12 protein-coding genes are annotated in these 22,494 nt (G+C 64.9%); 7 read left to right on the top strand and 5 right to left on the bottom strand.

What is annotated here, in order from left to right:
• Positions 1 to 9 precede the first annotated feature (9 nt).
• The 5 genes from HX805_RS25225 to HX805_RS25205 all read right to left on the bottom strand — a co-directional run bounded on the left by HX805_RS25225 (position 10) and on the right by HX805_RS25205 (position 6,307).
• Complete coding sequence (locus HX805_RS25225; RefSeq protein ID WP_023658859.1) at positions 10 to 1,077, bottom strand: iron ABC transporter permease; 1,068 nt, start codon at positions 1,075 to 1,077, stop codon at positions 10 to 12.
• Complete coding sequence (locus HX805_RS25220) at positions 1,074 to 2,189, bottom strand: ABC transporter substrate-binding protein (protein ID WP_003218435.1); 1,116 nt, start codon at positions 2,187 to 2,189, stop codon at positions 1,074 to 1,076. The genes HX805_RS25225 and HX805_RS25220 overlap by 4 nt, the downstream gene beginning before the upstream one ends.
• The gene (locus tag HX805_RS25215; RefSeq protein ID WP_177117380.1) at positions 2,186 to 3,037 is read right to left on the bottom strand and encodes a PepSY domain-containing protein; all 852 of its coding nucleotides are present in this window, start codon (positions 3,035 to 3,037) and stop codon (positions 2,186 to 2,188) included. Before HX805_RS25215 ends, HX805_RS25220 begins: the two co-directional genes overlap by 4 nt.
• 5 nt (positions 3,038 to 3,042) lie before the next feature.
• The gene (locus tag HX805_RS25210; protein ID WP_003218431.1) at positions 3,043 to 5,271 is read right to left on the bottom strand and encodes a TonB-dependent siderophore receptor; all 2,229 of its coding nucleotides are present in this window, start codon (positions 5,269 to 5,271) and stop codon (positions 3,043 to 3,045) included.
• Between the two features lie 133 nt (positions 5,272 to 5,404).
• Positions 5,405 to 6,307 carry an AraC family transcriptional regulator gene (locus HX805_RS25205; RefSeq protein WP_003218429.1) on the bottom strand — a complete coding sequence of 301 codons (903 nt, stop codon included), beginning with the start codon at positions 6,305 to 6,307 and terminating at the stop codon, positions 5,405 to 5,407.
• A 352-nt stretch (positions 6,308 to 6,659) separates the two neighbouring features.
• On the opposite strand from HX805_RS25205, the gene HX805_RS25200 reads away from it, so the two are divergent.
• From HX805_RS25200 to HX805_RS25170, 7 genes are read left to right on the top strand one after another with little or no spacing between them, the layout of a single operon-like run.
• The gene (locus HX805_RS25200) at positions 6,660 to 8,312 is read left to right on the top strand and encodes a (2,3-dihydroxybenzoyl)adenylate synthase (RefSeq protein ID WP_003218428.1); all 1,653 of its coding nucleotides are present in this window, start codon (positions 6,660 to 6,662) and stop codon (positions 8,310 to 8,312) included.
• Positions 8,305 to 10,053: an ABC transporter ATP-binding protein gene (locus HX805_RS25195; protein WP_177117379.1), complete on the top strand. Its 1,749-nt coding sequence runs from the start codon at positions 8,305 to 8,307 to the stop codon at positions 10,051 to 10,053. Before HX805_RS25200 ends, HX805_RS25195 begins: the two co-directional genes overlap by 8 nt.
• A complete protein-coding gene (locus HX805_RS25190) occupies positions 10,050 to 11,807 on the top strand; it encodes an ABC transporter ATP-binding protein (RefSeq protein ID WP_003218423.1) in 1,758 nt (585 codons plus the stop codon). Before HX805_RS25195 ends, HX805_RS25190 begins: the two co-directional genes overlap by 4 nt.
• Positions 11,797 to 15,204 (top strand): non-ribosomal peptide synthetase, encoded by a 3,408-nt coding sequence (locus tag HX805_RS25185; protein ID WP_177117378.1) that lies wholly within the window; start codon positions 11,797 to 11,799, stop codon positions 15,202 to 15,204. Before HX805_RS25190 ends, HX805_RS25185 begins: the two co-directional genes overlap by 11 nt.
• On the top strand, positions 15,201 to 20,624 hold the full coding sequence (locus tag HX805_RS25180; RefSeq protein ID WP_177117377.1) for a non-ribosomal peptide synthetase: 5,424 nt from the start codon (positions 15,201 to 15,203) through the stop codon (positions 20,622 to 20,624). The genes HX805_RS25185 and HX805_RS25180 overlap by 4 nt, the downstream gene beginning before the upstream one ends.
• Entirely contained in the window at positions 20,621 to 21,709 is a 1,089-nt protein-coding gene (locus HX805_RS25175) for a saccharopine dehydrogenase NADP-binding domain-containing protein (protein WP_177117376.1), read from the top strand. The genes HX805_RS25180 and HX805_RS25175 overlap by 4 nt, the downstream gene beginning before the upstream one ends.
• On the top strand, positions 21,706 to 22,485 hold the full coding sequence (locus HX805_RS25170) for a thioesterase II family protein (RefSeq protein ID WP_003218418.1): 780 nt from the start codon (positions 21,706 to 21,708) through the stop codon (positions 22,483 to 22,485). The genes HX805_RS25175 and HX805_RS25170 overlap by 4 nt, the downstream gene beginning before the upstream one ends.
• The last annotated feature ends 9 nt before the right edge of the window (positions 22,486 to 22,494 follow it).

Below are 22,494 nucleotides of genomic sequence, written 5' to 3'. Positions count from 1 at the left end.
TTAATCCGGTCACAGAGCACCTCGGCGGTTACGCATCACAATCGCCATGAAAAACGGAATTCCCACCAGTGCGGTGACAATCCCCACCGGAATCAACACGCCGGGCATCAATGCCTTGCTGGCAATCGACGCCATCGACAGGATCAAGCCACCGCTGAGCACGCTCGCTGGCAGGAACAAGCGGTGATCTTCACCCACCAACAGCCGCGCGATATGCGGAGCAATCAGCCCGATAAAACCGATAGTGCCGACAAACGAAACCGCCAGCGCCGACAGCAGGCTGATGCGCAGCAACGACAGCACCCGCAGGCGGCCGACATCAATCCCGAAACTGCGGGCGCGTTCCTCGCCCAGGGTCAGGGCAGTCAACGCCCAACTCTGACGCAGGGAAAACGGCAGGCACAGCAGCAACGCCGCAGCGAGGATCGCGAGCTTTTCCCAGGACGCCCGGGCCAGGCTGCCCAGGGTCCAGAACACCAGTTGCTGAAGGCTGTCCTGGCTCGCCACAAACTGCAGCAGTGCCACCAGCGCATTGAACGCAAACACCAGGGCAATCCCGAACAGCACCAGGCTCTCCACACCAAACCCACGCCAGCGTGCCAACAGATACAGCAATGCCACCGATGCCAGTGCGAACAGAAAGGCGTTGGCCGAAATCAGGTACTGCGCCGGCACGCCAGGAATGCCCATCCCGAGCACAATGGCCAGGGCTGCACCGAAGGCGGCGGCGGCGGAAACGCCGAGGGTGAACGGGCTGGCCAGCGGGTTATCCAGCACCGTCTGCATTTCGGCGCCGGCCAGGGCCAGTGCCGCGCCCACCAGTACCGCCATCAACGCGTAAGGCAGGCGCACATTCCATACGATCACCGCCTCCACCCGCGGCATCGAAGCCGGGTCCCACAGCACTTGCAACAGGCGCGTCAGGCTCATGCCGGAAGGCCCGGTGGTGATGTCCACCGCCAGGGAAACCACCAATGCCAACGCCAGCGCCGACAACAGCAATACCCGTCGTCCATGGCGGTGGCGATAGCGCTCACCTGCGCCATCGGCGCTCGCACAGGCTTGCACCTGCGTCACGGCACAAGGCTCGTGGTGAATACGCCGCTGGCCGGAATTGGCATAAAGCGCCGGTACAATTCGGCTCGGGTCTGTTCCGGATCCAGGTCGGCGAACAACTCAGGATGCAGCCACTTGGCCAGGGCCTGCACTGCGATCAAGTGTTCCGGCGAGTCATAGAAAATATGCCAGAGGCCATGCACGTTGCCTTCACGTACCGCCCGCAGTTCATTCAGCGGCGCGCGCTGGGACACTTGCTTGAGGCTGTCGTTGGCCTGCTGCGGCGTGGCCGAATAGCCGAGGGTCACACCGCCCTGGCCGTGGCCGAATACGCCGGTGGCGACGTACACATCCGGATCGCTGGACAGAATGTATTCGACGTTCAATGTGCCGATCGGGCCGGGAATGCGCCCGTCGGCGATGTTCCGGCCACCCGCGAGCTTGATCATTTCCCCGAAGTTGCCGGTGCCCGGCGAACCACAGCAATCCTGCAGGCCGGCGAGCATGTCGATGAAGATCTTCGGCCGTTTTACCGTCCCGGCCTTGGCCAGGGTATCGGTGACCTTGGCCAGCGAGGCCTGGTAAAACGCGATGTAGTCCTCGGCTTGTTGATTACGGTCCAGAGCCTTGCCCAGCAGGCGCATGCTCGGCACCGTGTTGCTCAGCGGATGGTCGCTGAAGTCGACGAAAATCACCGCCACGCCGGCCGCTTCCAGCTGCTTGACCGCCTCGCTGTCGGGGCTCGGGCCATGGCCGCCGCTCAAGGCCATGATCGCCAGGTCCGGGTGTACCGCCAGGGCCTTTTCCACACTGAAGGTTTCGGCGGAGGTGCCGCCTACCAACGGTACGTTGTCGGCTTCGGGAAAGTGCTTCTGGAACGCGGCGTAACCCTGCACGTCCAGGCCGCGAAAATCCCCTTGCCAGCCGGCGATGCGGGTAAACGGGTTCTTGCCTTCAAGGAGCGACAGCGAGTAGATCATCCGGCCTTCACCCAGCAGGATATGCGAGACCTTGTCCGGTACGTCGACCTTGCGCCCCGCCAGGTCGGTGACGGTGTGGGCGCAGGCCAGGCCGCTCATTAACAGGCCAAGACCGAGCAGCAGGCCGCGTTGCAACAACAGAGGGTGTTTCATGAACAATTTCCTTGAACAGTTGGGCGCACGTGGCGGACGCGTTTGCGCCACCACAACAACAGCCCGGTGAGATAGAGCAGCGGCAATGCCAGGCCGCAAAGAAAGGCCAGGGCCGCGCCGGGCAACCCGAGCAACAGGTGGCCGTGGGCGGCGGAGAACAGCGGTTTGATCGCAGCGGGGTTGGCGAAGAACCAGTCGGGCCGGGCCAGCCAGGCGCCGCTGCCGGCAATCACCGCCAACGGCAGGCACAGCCAGGCGGCTGCGACGTTGTGCCATTCCCGCAGGCGGCGCAGGCCCTGGCTGCCCGGGCGCAAGCTGGCGGCTTTCCACCAGCTGCGCCGCCCCGGCCACCACAGGTACAGGCCGCTGCCCACCGAGCCCAGCAGCACCAGGCCACAGGCAAACAGGGCGACGGCGCCAATGGGCGGCGGCAACAGCAGTGCCTGGTGCAGCGCCACCAGCTTCGCCAGCCACAGGTCATCGAACACAAAAAATGCCCGTGGCTCGGCACTGTAGGGATCGATCATCGCAATGCCGATGCCGGGCCGATCCTCCAGGGCTCCGAAGACGATCGCGTTGTCCGATTCCAGGAAACCCTGGCGCGGTTTTGCGGCGCCAAAGACTTTCTGAAATTGCGGGTAGGCACCCAGTGCCGCGCTGATCCACTGCGCGTCATCCAGCAGTGCGCCGTGTTCAACCGGAGCCAGGTCCAAGGCCTGGCTGCCGACCTCCCAGCGCAGGATCGGCCCCTTGAGTTCCAGCAGCGCACCGCTCAAGCCAATCAGCGCCAGCAGCAGGCCGACGCTCAGCGCCAGCCATCGATGCACACGAAGCCACCACCCACGCATGGCAGTTACCAGCGATAGCGCAGGCTGGCGATGACACTGCGGTCATACCCGGCACTGCAGCTGGAGAGGGAGCAGCCTTCGTAATAGTGCTTGTCGGTCAGGTTGGTGGCATTCACCGCCAGGCGCAGGCCCTTGGCCGCCGGGATCAGCTTGTCGAAATCGTAGTGCACCGCCGCGTCGAGCAAGGTGTAGGAGGGCACGCTCACAGTGTTGGCAGCATCGGCCTCGGTGGAACCGATATAGCGTACGCCGACGCCAAATCCGAGCCCGGTGAGCGGGCCAAAGGGCAGGGTGTAGTCAGCCCACAACGACGCCATTTTTTCCGGGGTGTCGGTGGGGCGGTTGCCTTTTTCCAGCGGGTTGTTGCTCTTGCTGACTTCGGCGTCGTTGTAGGTCAGGGTTGCCAGCAGGTCCAGGCCCTTGGCGAGGCTGGCCTTGCCTTCCAGCTCCACGCCGCGCACGTTGACCTCACCGGTCTGCACGCTGTTCAGCGGGTTGCTCGGGTCGGTGGTCTTGACGTTCTGCTGGGTCAGGTCGAACAGCGACAGGGTGATGTAGCTGTCGATCCCGGGCGGCTGGTACTTGATGCCGACTTCCGACTGCTTGGCGGTGCTCGGTTTGAAGCTGGTGCCGTAGAAATCAGTGCCGAGCACCGGGTCGAACGAGGTGGCGTAGCTGATGTACGGCGACAGGCCGTTGTCGGCCAGGTAAACGAGGCCTGCACGGTAGGTGAACTTGTTGTCGTCCTGCTTCTGCCCGGTGTCGGTCAGGCGGTTGTCGGTGCGCGCACTCGAATGATCCTGGCGACCGCCGACGGTCAGTACCCAACGGTCGTTGAACGTCATCTGCTGCTGGGCGTAGAGCCCGGTCTGGTCGGCGCGCTGCAAGGTGCTGGCGAACGGGGTGTTCGGCGCGAACACACCCCCGTGCACCGGGTTGTAGATGTCGATCGACGATGCCGCGCCGCCGTTGAGGTAATAGTCTTCACGGGTGCGCCGGTAATCGACCCCCAGCAGCGACACCATCTGCACCTCGCCAAGGTTCCAGCGGGCCTGGGCATTGTTGTCCAGGGAGTACACGTCGCCGACGATGCGGAAGCGGTAGGCCGACCGGTTCAAGGTGCGCAGGTCCGGCGCCAGGGACATGCCGCTGGCGGTGTTGGTCAGCAGGTTGACGTGGCCATAACGTGCGCTGGAATTCAGGCTCCACACATCGTTGATCCGGTGCTCCAACAGGTAGCCCAGCGAGTATTGCGTGCGGCCGTTGTCCAGGCCGGGTTCGTCGAGAAAGACGTTGTGTTTGACCTTGCCATTCGGGTTCGGCTTGAGCGTGCCCACCGTCGGCAGGAACACCCGGGGCGCGCCGAATTCATCCTCCGAGTAATCGGCCAGTACGGTCAGGCTGGTGTCGTCGTTCGGCCGCCAGGTAAACGACGGCGCGATGAAGGTTTTGTCGTCCTTGATGTGATCGAACTGGGTGCCGCTGCTGCGCTCCAGGCCCACCAGCCGATAGAGGAATTGCCTCTGGTCATCCAGTGGCCCGCTGAAGTCGAACTGGCCCTGGGCGCGGTCGAAACTGCCGCCCTGGAGCTGCACTTCATGGAACGACTGGTCCAGTGGCCGCTTGCTGATCTGGTTGACCACACCGCCCGGTGCGTTCTGGCCGAACAACACCGAGGCCGGGCCCTTGAGCACGTCGATGCGTTCCAGGCCATAGGCTTCGGCTTTTGGCCAGGCCTGGGTGGTGGTGCCACGTAAGCCGTCGCGCAACATGCCGGTGCTGGTCACGTCGAAGCCGCGAATCGAGAGGTTGTCGAAGCGCTGGCTGGCGGCGGTAGTGTTGGCCTGCACGCCGGCCGTGTAGCGCAACGCTTCGCTCACCGATTGCACTTGCTGCGCGTCCATCTGGTCGCGGGTCACTACGGAGATCGACTGGGGGATTTCATTGAGCGCGGTGTCGGTCTTGGTCCCGCTGAGGCTACGCTTGGCCACGTAGCCGGCCTGTTGTCCGGTGGGGCTGTCGGCTTGGGTCCCGGTGACCACGCTGCTGTCGAGCACCAGGGCGTGATCGGTGTCCGCCTCGGCGGCCTGCACAAGGTTCATCTGGGTCAGCGACAGGCCCAGGGCAACGCCATGGATCAGGGTTGCCAAGGGCTTGCGACTGGTTTTCAAGTGCGGGACTGCGGTATCGATTGGCAAACCTGGGGTGTCTCGGTACAGAACGCGGGTGCCCATGCTTCACTCCATGATGAGGTGTTCAATGCGAATGCAAACGTATCTCATCCAGGCGTTGTGACGCAGGGCTATTGCTTTGGGTCGAGCGATCATTTCTTTCGTTTGCGGGGCAGGGCGGAACTTTCACAACCCGTCAGCGCAACGCCTTGGGCGAAACCCCGAAACGCTTGCGAAACGCCGTGGAGAAATGCGCCGGGCTGTAACCCACGCGGTACGCGGCGCTGGACACATTGGTCTCACCGCTGGCGAGCAGGCGATAGGCTTCGGCCAGGCGCTGTTCCTGCAAGTACACATAGACACTGGTGCCGAATACCTGACGAAAGCCCGCGGTCAATTTGCGCGGGTTGAGGCCGACTGCGCGAGACAGCTCGGCCAATGACGGCGAAGCCTGCAACGAACCGAGCAACAGGTCGCGGGCGGCATGAATGCGTTCGATGTCCGCTGAGTTGCAATGGGCGTCCTGCACCGGGCGCGACTCGGTTTGCGCGAGAATTCCCTCCACCCCCAGCGCTGTCAGCTCCAGGGCCTTGCCGCCCAGATAGAAGGAGCGGGCAGGGCCCTGCAACGGGCAGGTGAAAATCTGTTGGGCAAGGGCGAGCAACGGTTTGCTCGCGGGCTGGCAGAACATCATCGGCCCGCCGCCGCGTTTATCCAGCAGGCGCTCAGGCTCAAGGCCGACGCTGCGGATCGACGGGAAATCCAGCTGCACGGTGGTGTAGCGCACCGGCACACCACTGGCGAACAGGTGATCGCCACAATGTTCACCCTGGTTGGCCACGGCGCACAGGGTCGGCCCGCGAATCTCCACTTCCTGCTGGCCTTCGACCCGGCAATTGAGCTGGCCGCTGAGCACCAGGATGATCTTCAAACCTTGCCACAGCGGCTCTTGCATCCACATCTGGCTGTCCATCAACACAGTCCCGGCGGACAGGGTGATTTCCGGCACGACGGTGGCGGCACCCGTGTTCAAAGTGTTGGGAAAATTGAGGGTGAAATCCCTTTGGGTCGGTAGCGGCGCAGCGTGTGGGCTGAGCATGGCGGACTCCCTGTGAACCGGAAAAGAGGGGCATACGCTAGCAGGAAATTTCTTACCTGTAATTAAGAATGATTATCCTTTAGCCGAAAGCCCGGACCACGCCTCATCGCTGCAGGCCGCAGAAACTCACGCTGTAGCGCAATCAAAAGAAAAAGCCGCGCAAACGAATGTCCTGCCGGTTGCCGTGCTGCGGCTTTTGCCTATTAATAATCACTCTCATTTCCGCAGCCCTTGGCGACTCATGGATGAACCGCTCAATGACCCATTCTCCCTAGCCCTTTTCACCCTTGCCCCGCAGGCCTTTTGTTCACGGCATCGGCCCCTTATTGCCGAAAAAAACTCTGGAGACCCCATGACTATCATTGACGACTGCCCCGATTGGCCCGAAGCGTTTGCCCAACGCTATCGCGACGCAGGCTATTGGCGCGACGAGACCTTTGGCGACCTGCTGCGCAACGCCGCCCGCACCTTTGGCGAGCGTGAAGCGATCACCGATGGAACGCTGCGGGTGAGCTATCGCCAACTGGATCAACGGGTCGATCAACTGGCCGGCGGGTTCTCCCGGCTGGGGTTGGTGGCAGGGGACAACGTGGTGGTGCAACTGCCGAACTGCGTGGGTTTTGTCGAAGTGTGCTTCGCCCTGTATCGCCTCGGCGTACGGCCAATCTTTGCGTTACCGGCCCATCGTCATCTGGAAATCGGCCGCTTCTGCGAGTTTGCCCAGGCCAGGGCATACCTCTGCGCTGACGTCACGGCAGGTTTTGATTATCGGGGCATGGCCCGTGGCTTGAAGGCGGCCCATGGCGACCTTGCGTGGGTGATCGTGGCCGGTGAGGCTGAAGAATTCATCGCGCTCGAAGACCTTTATCTGGACGACCCGCAGCCAACCTTTTCTGCGCCGCCCGCGGATGCCGTCGCGTGTTTCCAGTTGTCCGGTGGCTCCACCGGCGTGCCGAAACTGATCCCGCGTCGCCACAATGAATACCTCTACAACGTGCGGACCAGCGCCGAACGTTGCGGCCTGACCGACGCCACGGTGTACCTCGCCGCGCTGCCCATGGCCCATAACTTTCCCATGTGCTGCCCGGGGTTCATGGGCACCTTGCTGATGGGCGGCCGTGTGGTGCTGAGCGGCTCGCCAAGCGCCGAAACCTGCTTCGCCCTGATCGAGCATGAACGCGTGACCCATACCGCGCTGGTGCCGCCACTGGTGCTGGTCTGGCTGGATGCCGCCCAGGCGCGCGGGCAGGGCCTGCCAGGATTGCAACTGCTGCAAGTCGGCGGCGCCAAACTGAGCTTCGAGGCTGCCCGCCGCGTGGAACCCACCCTCGGCTGCCGCTTGCAGCAAGTGTTCGGCATGGCCGAGGGGCTGATTTGCTATACCGATCCCAACGACCCACCGCAACGAGTCCTGCACACCCAGGGCAAACCCATGTCCCCGGGCGACGAAATCCGGGTGGTGGACGACAACGAACAGGACGTGATACAGGGCCAGGTCGGCCAATTGCTGACCCGTGGTCCGTACACGATTCGCGGTTACTACCGCCACCCTGCGCACAACGCCCAGGCGTTTACCACTGACGGTTTCTACCGCACCGGCGACCGGGTAATGCTCACCGACGACGGCTACCTGATGGTCGAAGGTCGCGACAAGGACGTGATCAACCGTGGCGGCGAAAAGATCGCCGCCGAAGAAGTCGAAAACCTCCTGCTCAGCCATCCTGCCGTCGCCGATGTGGCCTTGGTGGCGATGCCGGACGCCTACCTCGGCGAACGCACCTGCGCCTTCGTGATTCCCCGTGGCACGGCACCGCGCCCGCCGGAACTGCTGCGCCATCTGCGTGAGCAAGGGTTGGCGGCCTTCAAGCTGCCGGACCGCTTCGAATTTATCCCCGGTTTCCCGCAAACCGGCGTGGGCAAGGTCAGCCGCAAGCACCTGCGGGAGGCTATCCAGCAGCTGTATTTCGGGGCAAAACAACCTGAGGGAAGCGCCGCCCGTGGCTGATCAAGACTCGCTGCGTGAACTGCTCGCGCCTGTACGTGGCCGGTTGATCTGCGCCATGCTGCTGCAAGCCCTGGCGACCCTGATCGGCCTGCTGCCGTTGATCGCGGTGGCGGAGTTGGCGCCGTCGTTGCTGGACGGAAAACTCGATCTGCACGATGGGTTCTGGTGGTTGTTGGCCGGTGCGGGCGCTTTGCTGTTGCGCATGCTCGGGCTGGCTGCCGCCTTGCAGATGACCCACCTGGCCGACAGCGACCTGCAACGCCAGGTTCGCCAACGGCTGGCCGCGCATTTGGCGCGGGTTCCGCTGGCTTGGTTCAGCGCCCGTGGTGGGCAAAAAGTCGACCGTGTTTTGCTCGACGACGTAGGTGCGCTGCATCAACTGGTGGCGCACTTGCCAAACAACCTCGCCGCCGCATTGGTAGCGCCCCTGGCGTGCCTGTTGTACCTGCTGACGGTAAGTGTGCCGATGACCGTTGTGGTGCTGCTGCCTCCAGCGCTGGCGCTGTGGCGACTGCGAGCCTTGCGCTCCCAGGCTTATCGGGATGACCAGAAGGCACTGGGCGCCGCGCTGGGCAACCTGTCCCTGGCCACCCAGCAGTTTGTGCAGAGCATCGCCATGGTCAAGTCATTCGGCCGGGCCGATCGGGTGCAGTCAAAGTTCTTCGGTGCGGTGGAACGTTTCGCCAGTTTTTTTTCCTGCTGGGCCCAACGCTGGGCCGGGCTTGGGGCGAGTGTCGAGGTGCTGCTTTCGCCGTTGCTGGTGCTGGCCCTGGTGCTGTTGGGCGGTGCGTCGCTGGTGGCTGGCGGTTGGCTGATGCCGGTGCAACTGCTGCCGTTCCTGCTGCTGGGGCCGGCCCTGGCAGCGCCGGTCGCGGCCGTCGGGCATGGTGCGGATGCACTGGTGCAGGGCCGCATGGCCGCCAGCCGTATCGCCACCGTGCTCAACAGCGCGACGTTGACGCAACCTCGCGAATCCCGCGAGCCCAAGGGCCGCCAGGTGAGCTTTGAAGGCGTGGACTTTCGCTACCCCGACGGCACGCAGGTGCTGCATGGCATTGACCTGGATCTACCGCCCGGCACGCTGACCGCATTGGTGGGCGACTCGGGCGCCGGCAAATCCACCCTGGCCACTTTGCTTGCGCGCTTTGCCGATGTGAGTGCCGGGGCGATCCGCATCGGCGACGTCGACCTGCGGGACATGCACAGCGCCACCTTGTATCGCCAGGTCGCCTTTGTGTTCCAGGATGTGCGCCTGCTGCGCACCAGCGTCCTCGACAACCTGCGCCTGGCGCGCCCCGACGCCACGCAAATCGAGGTGGAAGCCGCCGCCCGGGCCGCGCAGATTCACCAGCGCATCCTCGCGCTGCCCCAGGGGTATCACACCGTCCTCGGAGCCGGCGTGCAACTGTCCGGCGGTGAAGTGCAACGCCTGGGCATTGCCCGGGCGATGCTCAGTGAAGCGCCGATCCTGATTCTCGATGAAGCCACCGCCGCCAGTGATCCTGAATCCGAAGCCGCGATCCAGCAGGCGCTGTCTCGCCTGGCCCGTGCCCGCACGGTGCTGGTAATCGCCCACCGCTTGAGCAGCATCCAGGACGCCGACCAGATCGTCGTGCTGCAAGGCGGGCGGATTGTCGAGCGCGGTACGCATCACGGCTTGCTGGACCAGCAGGGCACTTACGCCGGGCTGTGGGCCGCTGAGCAGTTTTCGGCGGCCGCACTGAAGAGGGCACGGGCATGATTCGCGCGCTGTTACGCAGCCTGCAACCCCGTGAAGCCGGCTTGTTGCGGCGTGCGCTGATGGCGATGGCGTTGAGTGCGTTGGCCCAGGGCGCAGCGTTGGCGTTGTTGCCGATGGCCTTTGCCCAGTGGTTCGGCAACACCACGCCTTGGGCCTGGGCCATCGGTTTCACCGGCATGGCCTTGTTGTGCCTCTGGCTGCGCCGGTATGCCCAGCTGGCGGGCTATCGCGCCGGTGCCGAAGCAGCCCAGGCGTTGAACCGACGCATTGGTGACAAGCTGGTGCAACTGCCGCTGGAATGGTTTGTGGAGCGGCGCAGCGCTGAACTGAATCGCCTGGTGACTCACACCGTGCTGCAAATCATGAGCACCCCGGCGCACCTTTTGCAGCCAATGGCCAATGCGCTGTTGACGCCTTTGGCACTCCTGCTGGCGCTGTTTTTCTACGACCGCTCCATGGCGTTGGCGGCACTGGCCGCGTTGCCGTTGCTGGTGCTGGTGTACCACTGGGGCGTGCGCTGGGGCGGGCAAGCTGAAGCACTGAGCGAAGCCGCAGCCAATGAAGCGGCGGCCCGGGTGATGGAGTTTCTGCGCCAGCAACCGTTGCTGCGCTCCAGCGGGCGCACCGAGCAAGGTTTCGACCTGCTCACCGAGGCCCTGGCCCAGCAGCAACAGGCACAGCGTCACGCCCACTGGCGCACTTTTCCCGCCGCGCTGGGTTTGGCGGTGGTGTTGCAGGCCGGCTACAGCGCCATCCTGTTATGCGGCCTGTATGCCGTGTTGGGTGGCACCCTCGATGCGGCGAAGTTCCTGGCGCTGGCGATTCTCGCCACCTGCCTGGTGGAGCCAATGGGCGCGCTGGTCAACCTCGGTACCACGTTGCGCCAGACCCGCCACGGCTTGAATCGCCTGCGCCACCTGCTGCAGATGCCGGGGTTGCCTGAGCCTCTCGAACCCCAACCTGCCCTGGGTTACGACGTGCAAGTGCGGGACGTAGGACTGGTCCGCCAGGGCCAGGCGATCTTGCAAGGCATCGACTTCACGTTGCAGGAGCGTTCGCTGAACCTGGTGGTGGGGGCGTCCGGCTCCGGCAAGTCCAGCCTGTTGCGCCTGCTGGCGCGCTTCAGCGATGTAAGCAGTGGCGCGATTCACCTCGGCGGTGTCGACCTGCGGCAACTGTCGGCCCTGGCCCGAGATACCCAGGTCGCCTTGATGTTCCAGGACAGCCCGCTGTTGCCGGGCAGCCTGCTGGACAACCTGCTGCTGGGCCGCCCCGACGCCAGCGAAGAGCAATGGCAGCACGCCGCCCGCGCCACCGGCCTCGACCGCCTCGCCGAGCGCCTGCCCCAGGGCTGGCACACCGTGCTGGGCGAGCAGGGCGTCAGCCTGTCCGGCGGCGAGCGCCAATGCCTGGCGTTGTCGCGGGTGTTGCTCAAGGACGCGTCGCTGATCCTGCTGGACGAGCCGACCGCCGCCCTCGATGCCATCAGCGAGGCGCGGGTCAATCGGACCCTGTTGCAACTGGCCCGCCGGCACACGGTGGTGCTGGTCACCCACAAACCGACCTTGGCGCCCCATGCCGACCAGATTCTGCTGCTCGACCACGGCCAGTTGGCCCAGGTCGGCCGCCATGACGCGTTGATGGCCACGCCCGGCCGTTACCGCGAGTTGTTCCACGAGCGCGAAGCGATCAATCGCTGGCGCTTGCGCCCAGACCCTACCGTTCCCCAAAGGACCGTCCCCCATGACCGATAACCCATCACTGGCATGCGTTCATCCTGCACCCGGCGGCCTCGCACACAGCCCCGAGGCGCTGTGCGCCGGTGTCGCGCAGTTGCTCGACTATGCCCCCCAGGACCTGGAGCCCGATGCCTCGCTGATCGAGCAGGGCCTGGACTCGGTGAGCATGATGCGCCTGCCGGCCTTGCTCGCCCGCGAAGGTGTGCAGGTGAGCTTTGCCGAACTGATTGAGCAGCCGACCCTTGAGGCCTGGTGGTTGCTGATCGACCGCCGTCGCGGGCAGGCGACGCACCTCAAGCCCGTCGCCGCCGACAACGATTTCGCCCTCACACCGTTGCAGCAGGCTTATTGGTTTGGTCGCGACCCGGCCATGCCGCTGGGGGGCGTTGGCTGTCACCTGTATCAGGAGCTGGACGGGTATCAGGTCGACGCTCAACGCCTGGAAAGCGCGGTGATGCGCCTGACTCACCGCCATCCCATGCTGCGCGCCTGTTTCCCGAACGCCACTTGCCAGCGCGTGCTGCCGACCAGCCCGTGGCCTGGGTTGACCGTGCATGAACGGCCGGATGAGTTGGCCTTGCGTGAGCGCCTGGCCCACCGCTGCCTGGATGTGCGCCAGGGCGAGGTGTTTGATGTGCAACTCAGCCGCTTGCCCGACGGCCGCAGCCGGGTGCACCTGAACATCGATTTGCTGGTGGCGGACGTCCTGAGTATCAGCGTACTGCTGCGGGATCTGGCGCTGATCTACAGCGGGCAAGAGGCGCAGCTGCCACGTCTGGAATGGGATTTTGCCCACTACCTGGGCGCCACCCGAACCAGCGATGCCGGCGCGCGGGACTACTGGCTGCAACGTCTGGATGACCTGCCCGACGGCCCGCAACTCCCCTTGGCACACGAGCCGCAATCCCTCGGCCCGCCGCGTTTTCGTCGCCTGACGATGCGCCTCGGCCGCGCGCAGTTGCGAGCCCTGGAAGACCAGGCCCGCCAACACGGCCTGACCCTGGCCAGCGTGCTGTGCTGCGCCTATACCCAAGTGCTGGGCCGCTGGAGCGCCAGCCAGCATTTCCTGTTGAACGTGCCGCTGTTCAACCGCCAGGAGCTGCACCCCTGCGTCCCGCATCTGCTGGCGGATTTTTCCAACCTGGTGCTGCTGGAGATCGACCAGCGCCAGGCGGGTTCTTTCGCGCAGCAGGCGCAAGCCCTGCAACGCCAACTGCACCGCGACATCGCCCACAGCGCCTGGCCTGGTGTGGAAGTGCTGCGTGAGTTGTCCCGCACCCGGCAAGGCGGCGCCCCCGTAGTGTTTGCCTGCAACCTTGGCGAAGCGTTTGTCGACGCCACTTGCCGGCAGCACCTGGGCGAACCGGGCTGGGCCTTGTCGCAAACGCCCCAAGTGTGGCTTGACCACCAGAGCTATCCGCTGCCCGATGGCCTGTTGCTCAACTGGGACGGGGTAGATGCGCTGTTCCCCGAAGGCCTGCTGGACGAAATGTTCACCGCCTATGGCGACCTGCTGGCGTGGCTGTGTACCGGTGACTGGCGCCAACCCGCGCCGCTGCCGTTGCCCCAAGGCCAGCAAGAGGTCCGTGCAGCGGTCAACCACACGCCCTGGGCCTATGACAAAGGCTTGCTGCACGATGGCTTTTTCCAACAGGCGCAGGTGCACCCGCAGCGGGTGGCATTGATCACCGAGGACGCTGAGTTGAGTTACGCCGAGCTGGCGGCCCAGGCCCTGCAAGTGGCAGGTGCCCTGCGCCAGTGGGGGATTGAACCGGGTGATACGGTGGCGATCACCTTGCCCAAAGGCCAGGCGCAAATCGTTGCGGTGCTCGGCATATTGGCGGCGGGCGCGGTGTATGTGCCGGTGGGTATCGAACAGCCGGCAGCCCGTCGCGACATGATCTATCAACGCGCCGGAGCCAAGGTGGTGATCACCGATACGGCCCACCGTGATCGCGGTGTATGGCTGGCGGACTTGCAAGTGGTGGACCTGGCCCAGGCGCGTTCGGCCAGGGCCCTGAAACAACCGATCGAGGTGGCGCCGGACGCACTGGCCTATGTGATTTTTACCTCTGGCACTACCGGCGAACCCAAGGGCGTCGAGGTTTCCCACCAGGCGGCGCTGAACACCGTCGCCGCGATCAACCGGCGTTATCAGGTGGGCGCGGATGACCGTGTGCTCGGGGTTTCCGCCCTCGATTTCGACCTGTCGGTGTACGACCTGTTTGGCCTGCTGAGTGTCGGTGGCGCCGTGGTGCTGCCAGCGGATGCGCGGCGCAAGGAGCCGTCCGAATGGTTGCGGCTGATCCGCCAGCAGCGCGTGACCCTGTGGAACTCGGTACCGGCGTTGCTCGACATGCTGACCCTCAAGGCCCGCGAGCCGAATGCCCTGAGCGGATTACGCCTGGCGATGGTCTCGGGTGACTGGGTCGGGCTGGACCTGCCACGCCGCCTGCGATTGGCAGCCGGCGAAAGCGCCCGGTTCGCCGCTCTCGGCGGCGCCACTGAAGCGGCCATCTGGTCCAACGTCCAGGACGTCGACGAAGTGCCGGCTCACTGGCTCTCGATTCCCTACGGCAAACCCCTGGATAACCAAAGCTTTCGAGTCGTCGACAGCCAGGGCCGCGATTGCCCGGACTGGGTGGCGGGGGAGTTGTGGATCGGCGGCGCCGGGGTTGCCCAGGGCTATCGTGGCCTGCCGCATCTCAGCGCCCAACGCTTCGTCGAGCACGCCGGGCAACGCTGGTACCGCACCGGCGATCAGGGCCGTTATTGGCCCGACGGCAGCCTCGAATTTCTCGGGCGTATGGACCAGCAGGTCAAGGTCCGTGGCTTCCGCATCGAACTCAGTGAGATCGACGTGGCCCTGGAACGCCATCCGGCCGTCAGTCGTGCCGTCACCCTGGTGTTGCCCGGGGCCAACCCGCAGTTGGCAGCAACCCTGATGGGCGACGCGCTGCCGGATGCCGAAGCCATGCGCCAGTGGCTCTGCCAATGGTTGCCGGAACACATGTTGCCGGACCACTGGCTGAACCTCACCGAACTGCCCCTGAGCGCCAACGGCAAGGTCGACCGCGCCGCACTGCTGTGGCTGGTGCAGGAGCAACGCCAGGGCGCCAGACCCGAGCATGAAGACGCGCCTCAAGGCGAAGCCGAACAACTGTTGGCCGGGCTCTGGCGCGAATTGCTCGACATTCCCCTGGTGGGACGCAACCAGGGCTTTTTCGCCCTCGGCGGCAACAGTCTGTTGGCCGCTCGCCTGATCGAACGTATCGCCCGACAGTTCGACGTCGAACTGTCGCTGAAGGACTTTTTCAACGCGGCCACCGTCGCCCGCCAGGCCCAATGGCTTGTCGCCCGACGAGAACAGGACCACGTCAACCGGAACGCAATGGTGGAGGGTGCGCTATGACACTGCAGCAACTGCAACAGGACCTCGAAGCACTGGGTGTGGAACTCTGGGAAGAGCAGGGCCGCCTGCGCTACCGGGCGCCCGCCGGGGTGATGGATGAAGGCCGCCTGCAACAATTGCGCGAACACAAGGACGCGTTGTTGCAGCAATTGATGGAACCGGTGATGCCCACCGTCTCGGCCGACCTGGCTGCCCGCAGCGAACCGTTTCCGCTGACCGACGTGCAGGCCGCTTACCTGATGGGCCGCACCCAGGCATTCAGCTACGGCGGGGTGGCGTGCCACGGTTACCTGGAATTTGAACTCAGGGAACTGGACCCGGCGCGCCTGGAGCAGGCATGGAACCATCTGATTGCGCGTCACGACATGCTGCGGGCGGTGGTGCTGGAAGACGGCTACCAACAAATCCTGCCCCAGGTGCCGCATTACCTGATCGCCCGGCATGACCTGCGCGAAGACGACGGCCGTGCACTGGCCGCTCTGCGCGAACGCATGGAAATTCGCCTGGCGTCGCCCCAGCAGTGGCCGCTGATCGAGTTGTGCGTCAGCCAGGGCCGTGAACATGCGCGCCTGCATCTCTCAGTGGATCTGCTGGTGTGCGACTACCAGAGCGTGCGCATGCTGTTGGCCGAGTTGCAGCAGGTCTATCGTGGCGAAGCCTTGCCGCCGGCGGCGCCCATCAGTTTTCGCGACTACGTACTGGGCGAGCGCCGGTTGCGGGAACAGCCGCGTTACCAGCGTGACCGCCAGTACTGGTGGGCGCGGGTCGACAGCCTGCCCGGTGCTCCGGAATTGCCCATGCAGGGCGCTCCCAGCGGACCGCGTTTCGAGCGCCGCGCCCTGAACCTGGAGGCCCGGGATTTCAACGCCCTGCGCCTGAATGCAGCGGCGGCCGGCGTGGGTGCGTCGGCGGCGATTCTTTCCTGCTATGCCGAAACCCTGGGGCGCTGGAGCCGCAAGGGGCATTTCTGCTTGAGCCTGACCTTGCTCAATCGCCTGTCGCTGCACCCGCAGGTCGATCGGCTGGTGGGGGATTTCAGCTCGGTGGAATTGCTGGAAGTCCAGACCCTGCAAGGCGGCAGCTTTGGTGAACGCAGCCAGCAGTTGCAGGAGCGACTGTGGCAAGACATGGACCACCGCCTGTGTTCCGGCATTGAAGTACTGCGCGAACTGGCGCGGCGCAAAGGCCGTGATGCGGCCTTGATGCCCTATGCCTTCACCAGCACCCTGGGCGCCGGTGGCGAAAGTGGCGGCGGGGCATTTATGCCCGGCGCAGAACTGGTGCACGGCATCAGCCAGACCCCGCAAGTGTTGATTGATTGCCAGGTCAGCGAGCGCGACAACGGCCTGTTCATCAATTGGGACATTCGCCAGGGCGTGTTCAATGAGGCCATGCTGGAAGCGATGTTCGACACCTTCGAACGTCTGCTCAAGCGCTTGGCGCGGGAGCCTTCGGCCTGGACCCTGGACGATTGCCTTGAACTGCCGGCACCCCAGCGACTGGTGCGGGAGTTGATCAACCAGACGGCGCAGCCGATTCCCCCAGGCTTGCTGCATGAACCGTTCTTTCGCCAGGCCCGGGCGCAACCCCAACGTGTCGCCCTGATCCAGGGCGCGCGACAGCTCACTTACGCGCAACTCGCCGCCCGTGCCGAGGCGATTGCCGAGCAGTTACTGGATGGCGGTTGCCAGCCCGGCGAGCGGGTCGCGGTATGCATGGAAAAAGGCATCGACCAGGTGGTCGGTGTACTCGGGATCTTGCGGGCCGGCGCGGCGTACCTGCCGCTGGACACTAATCAGCCGATGGCGCGGCGCGCGTTGATTCTTGAGAACGCCGAGGTCAGCCGGGTGCTCAGCCAGTCGTGGTTGAGCGAGGACGTGGCCTGGCCCGCCCAGGTGACCCAGTGCATACCCGTTGATCAGGCCGCAGCCAGTGCCGGACGTGAACTGCCGGCGCCGCAGGTGACACCGCAACAACTTGCCTACGTGATCTACACCTCCGGCTCCACCGGGATTCCGAAGGGTGTGATGATCAGTCACCAGGCGGCCCTCAACACGGTGGTGGATATCAATCAGCGCTTCGCCATCGGCGCCGAAGACCGGGTACTCGCCTTGGCCAGCCTGGGCTTCGACCTCTCGGTGTACGACATCTTCGGCCTGCTGGCCGTAGGTGGCGCCCTGGTGTTGCCCGACGCCGGACGCCGCGCCGACCCGTCCCACTGGGCCGAATGCGCCCGCGAGCACGGTGTGACCCTGTGGAACTCGGTGCCCGCGCAGTTGCAGATGCTTGCCCATTACCTGCAAGCCGTGCCGGCCGCGGCACCTCAGAGCCTGCGCCTGGCCTTGCTGTCCGGCGACTGGATCCCGCTGAACCTGCCCGCCGAAATCGCTGCGTTGTTGCCTGAGCTCCAACTGATCAGCCTGGGCGGCGCCACAGAAGCGGCGATCTGGTCGATTGCCTATCCAATCACCGAGGTGGACGCACAATGGCGCAGCATTCCCTACGGCGCGCCGCTGGCCAATCAACGCTTCATGGTGCTCGACGAACAAGGCCGCGATCGCCCGCAAGGCGTTGCCGGTGAGCTGTTCATCGCCGGCACGGGGTTGGCGATGGGGTACCTGGGGGACGCGGAGAAAACCGCCGAGCGTTTTATCGAGCATGCCCACAGCGGCGAGCGGCTGTACCGCACCGGCGACCTGGGGCGCTACCTTGAAAGCGGGTTGATTGAGTTCCTTGGCCGTGAGGATTTCCAGGTCAAGGTTCGCGGGCATCGCATCGAGTTGGCGGAAGTCGAAAGTGCCTTGCTCAGTCATCCTCATGTCGAATCGGCCGTGGTGGTCGCTGCGGGCGAGGGCGCGTTCGAGCGGCGTTTGCAGGCCTGCGTGCGCGGGACTTTGCGTGATACTCCATTGCCTTGGCCGACCCGGTTGGCACCCAACGCCTTGGCGGCGGCCAACGGCGTGAAAGGCCAACTGACGGAAGCGCTGATTACGCAGATGTCCGATTGCGTCGAGCGTGCCGCGTTGCTCTCCATGGGCCTGGCCCTGCAACGCCCGGGGCTGTTTGATCAACCGGGCGTCGAGCACGACCTGGCCCAGATCATGAGCCTGTGCGAAGTGGCGCCACGCAACGAACGGCTGATCCGCCGCTGGCTGCAAGCGCTGCATCGCGAACAACTGGTAGACCGCAACCCAGGCACCGGCGCCTATTCGTCACTGCGGGTCTCGGGTGCTGAATACCGTCAGCTGTGGCAGCGCATCGAGGCGCTGGAACCGAGTGTGGGCTGGGGCGGTGAAGTGCTGCGCTACCTGCGGGAAAGCCAGGAGCAATTGCCTGCCCTGATGAGCGACCGGCTCGACCCGTTGCACTTGCTGTTTCCCGAAGGCCGTACCGACACCGCCGAAGGCGCCTATCGCAAGAACCTGATCAGCCAGTACCTGAACCAGGCGGTGTGTGCGGCGGTGCAGGAAATCGCCGCACTGCAACCGGCGGGCTGGCGTCTGCAGTTGCTGGAAATCGGCGCAGGCGTGGGCGGCACCAGTGCCGACCTGATTCCGGCCCTGGACGGCTTGGCGGTGGACTACCAGTTCACCGACCTGTCGCAGTTTTTCCTCAACGAAGCGCGGGAGCATTTCGTCGAGTTTCCGTGGGTCAGCTACGGGCTGTTTGACCTGAACCTCGACCACTGGGCCCAAGGCATCGCCGCCAACTCCCTGGATGTGATTCTGTGTGCCAACGTGCTGCACAACTCGCGGCATGCCAGCCAGGTACTCGCCCGGCTGCGGGAAATGCTCGCCCCCGGCGGCTGGCTGATCTTTATCGAAGCCACCCGCGACACCTACCAGATCATGGCGTCCATGGAGTTCAAGGAGGGCCTGACCGCGTTCGAGGATTTCCGCGCCGAGCAGGACACCACGTTCATCCGCCGCGAGCAGTGGCAGCAACTGTTGCAGGAAGCCGGCGCGCAGACGCCGCTGTGCATGCCGGCAGCTGACGATGCGATGTCACAGATCGGCCAGCACCTGTTCATCACGCGCTTCAAGACCGAGCGCCAGACCCTTGAGCCGGAGGCGTTGCGCGCGCATCTGGGCCAGCGCCTGCCGGATTACATGGTACCCACCGAGTGGCGGGTACTGGATGAAATGCCGCTGACGGTCAACGGCAAAGTCGACCGCCAGGCGTTGGCCAACCTCGGCATGGCCCAGGCCACGCAACAGGCCAACAGCGGGGCTGCACCGCTGGATGCGCTGGAGCGCAGTATCGCAGAGGTCTGGCAAACCCTGTTGCGGGTGCCCAGTGTGGGCCGTGAACAGGGCTTCTTTGAGTTGGGCGGTGATTCATTGCTGGTGACGCAGGTGGTTGGTCGCCTGCGGGAAAGCCTGCCCCAGGCCCGTAACGTGCCCTGGGGGGATTTGCTGCGCCAGTTGATCAACCAGCCCACCGTTGCGGCCCTGGCGGATTACCTGCGGGGGCAGGGCAGCGAGAGCCTGTCGCCGCTGGTGCGGATTCGTGAGGAGGCGCAAGGCCCGGCGCGGATCTTTGTCCATGATGGCAGCGGCACCCTGGCACCGTATCGCGCGCTGTTTGCTGCACTCGGGGAAGAAGCGCCACTGGAGGGGCTGGTGCTCAATGATGTACCGGGTTACCTGGCTCTGGCACCGGCTACGGCGATTCGTGAACTGGCCGAGCGTTATGCCGACACCTTGCACGCCGAAGGCCGGCGCCAGGTGAGCATCGTCGGTTATTGCCTCGGCGGGTTGCTGGCGACGGAGCTGGCGTCATGCCTCGCGGCGAGGGACATCGAGGTGCTGCAACTGACAGTGATCAGCAGCTACCGCGTGCCGTTCATGATCGAGGATGACCTGCTGGCGGAGTACGTGTTCGCCCGCGTGATGCAGGCCGACCCGCACACCCTGGGTTACCCGGTGGATGAACAGGCGATGGAGCGGGCGATTGCCAAGGTGCTGCGCCAAACTCCGGGCCGCGTGCCCCAAGGTGCGTTGCTGGCGCTGCAGGATGAGCCCGACTGTGCCACGGCCCTGGCCTGCCTGCGGGCCCTGGCATCCAAGTCGGCAGATGAGCGCTTGCAGGCAATTGCAGACGCGATGCGCCACGCCGGCTCGCAACTGAGCGACCTGGACTGGCTGCGCGAGCAACTGCAGGTGCTGCGCCACAGCCTGGCCGCCGTCGCCTTGCATCAGGCCACGCCTTACGACGGTGACATGGTGTTTATCCGCCAGTGCGGTGAAGTCCAGGTACTGCCCGGCATGCACCGCGACATGAGCCAATACTGGCAGGCCCTGTGCCTTGGCGAATTGCAGGTGGTGGACGTGCCGGGCGACCACTTCAGCTGCATGCAGAGCCCCCAGGTCGAAGCCGTGGCCCGCGCGTTCGAACGGCTGGCGCAGGTGGCGGCGTGAGAGTCGGGATTGTAGGCGGCTATGGGCATGTCGGTCGGCAGGTTGCGCGGGTGCTGGTCGGTCATTGCCGCTTGCGCCTGGGCGGTCGCGACCCTGGGCAAGGGCAGCGTTTTAACGACGGCGAGTTGAACGGGCAGGCCGAGATCCGTGAAGTGGACCTGTGGGACGCCCAAAGCCTGGCGGCGTTTTGCAGCGGCTGCGACCTGCTGATCAATTGCGCGGGCCCCAGCTACCAGGTGCTCGACCGGGTGGCGCTGGCCGCTTTGGCCAGTGGCGCCGATTACATCGATGTCGGCGGCGATGATCCGCTGCATCAGCTGCTGCCCGCTCAGTTGCCGCCGGGTCGTCGTGTGGTGTTATCAGCCGGCATGTTGCCCGGGCTGTCGGGGTTGTTTCCCAAGTTGCTTGCGGCGTCGTTCGAGCGCGTCGATGCCGTGCATTGCTATGCCGTCGGACTTGGGCGGTTGTCGACAACGGCGGCCGAGGACTTTCTATTGAGCCTCGGCAACGGCTATGGCCAGGCCTCGATGGGCTGGTGCGATGGCCGTGCAATCAAGTCCGCCGTACTCGTCGATGAACACTTCGAGCGGCCCTGGCTGGTGGGCGGTCCCGTAACGGCCCACCCGTATCTAACCACTGAGCAACAGCGCTTGTTTACTGACTTGCGGGTGCGCGAAGCCCAGGCCTACAACCTGTTCGACGGCGGCCACCTGCGGGCCGCACTCGGGCGCATTCAGGGCTCGCCACCGGCTCTGCGACACACGGCAGAGAACATTGCCGCCCTGGTACAGGCCAGTGCGCTGGACCTGGCAGGGCGCACGCCTTACCAGTTGCTCGCAGTCGAAATGGCAGGCCTGCAACACGGCGAACCGCAGCAGGCCACCGCCTGGTTGCGTGCCGCCGACGGCTCGGCGTTGACCGGCACAGTGGCGGCAATCTGCGCCCTGCAACTGGCCAAACTGCCCGAAGGCACGCACTACGCTGCCCAGGTGATGGACGCCGATGACTGCTTGCGCCAGGTGCTGCGCTGGTTGCCGCAGACCCGGATCCACGTCACCACTGAACTGGAGGAGGGCGTGTTATGAAGAAAATCCCCAGCCCATGGCTGCGACGTTACCCGCAGCATCAAACGCCGCGTTGCCGATTGGTCTGCCTGCCCCACGCCGGCGGCAGCGCGGGATTTTTCAGCGGTTGGCAGGCACTGTTGCCGGCTGACATCGAACTGGTCAGCGTGCAATACCCCGGCCGCGAAGAGCGCCTGAGTGAAACCTGGCCCGGCAGCCTGGAATGGATGGCGGGCACTATTACCCGGGCGCTGTGGGACCTGTCCGACCGGCCGCTGGTGCTGTTCGGCCACAGCATGGGTGCGGCGCTGGCCTATGAGGTGACGCGGCGCCTGAACCGCCAGGGCAAGGACCTGCAACGGCTGATCGTCTCCGCCCATCCGGCCCCTCACCGGCAACGTCACAGCCAATTGCACCAGGGCCCGGATGCCGGTCTGCTGGCGGATGTGCGGCGCCTGTCGGGTGGTGCGCCATCACCCCTGGACGAACCCGAGATGCAGGCACTTTACCTGCCCGCATTGCGCAATGATTACCGCCTGATCGAAAACTACTGCGGCGATATCAGCGAGCTGCTGGACGTGCCCGTGAGCGTATGCCTGGGCAGCACCGACCGCGAAGTCGATCGGGAGGAAGCCCATGCCTGGTCGGAAGTGACGCGCCAGGTCACCGACTTTCGAACCTTCAACGGCGGGCATTTTTACCTGCGCGACAGCCAGGCCGACCTGATCGAGCACCTGGAACTGTTGCTGGGCAGCCCCGCCGAACCGGCGTGGCAGTGCTGGCCGTCGACCCCATGACCGGAGAAT

This window comes from Pseudomonas sp. G5001 (assembly GCF_013385475.1).
Classification (GTDB): domain Bacteria; phylum Pseudomonadota; class Gammaproteobacteria; order Pseudomonadales; family Pseudomonadaceae; genus Aquipseudomonas.
Note: the sequence above shows the minus strand (reverse complement) of the source record. Positions and strands in the feature narration are given on the sequence as shown.

Excerpts from the sequence above, each read along its gene's own strand:
- HX805_RS25180 (WP_177117377.1), top strand. The coding sequence starts at position 15,201 with ATGACACTGCAGCAACTGCAACAGGACCTCGAAGCACTGGGTGTGGAA.
- HX805_RS25220 (WP_003218435.1), bottom strand. The coding sequence starts at position 2,189 with ATGAAACACCCTCTGTTGTTGCAACGCGGCCTGCTGCTCGGTCTTGGC.
- HX805_RS25185 (WP_177117378.1), top strand. The coding sequence starts at position 11,797 with ATGACCGATAACCCATCACTGGCATGCGTTCATCCTGCACCCGGCGGC.
- HX805_RS25205 (WP_003218429.1), bottom strand. The coding sequence starts at position 6,307 with ATGCTCAGCCCACACGCTGCGCCGCTACCGACCCAAAGGGATTTCACC.
- HX805_RS25210 (WP_003218431.1), bottom strand. The coding sequence starts at position 5,271 with ATGGGCACCCGCGTTCTGTACCGAGACACCCCAGGTTTGCCAATCGAT.
- HX805_RS25200 (WP_003218428.1), top strand. The coding sequence starts at position 6,660 with ATGACTATCATTGACGACTGCCCCGATTGGCCCGAAGCGTTTGCCCAA.
- HX805_RS25170 (WP_003218418.1), top strand. The coding sequence starts at position 21,706 with ATGAAGAAAATCCCCAGCCCATGGCTGCGACGTTACCCGCAGCATCAA.
- HX805_RS25190 (WP_003218423.1), top strand. The coding sequence starts at position 10,050 with ATGATTCGCGCGCTGTTACGCAGCCTGCAACCCCGTGAAGCCGGCTTG.
- HX805_RS25215 (WP_177117380.1), bottom strand. The coding sequence starts at position 3,037 with ATGCGTGGGTGGTGGCTTCGTGTGCATCGATGGCTGGCGCTGAGCGTC.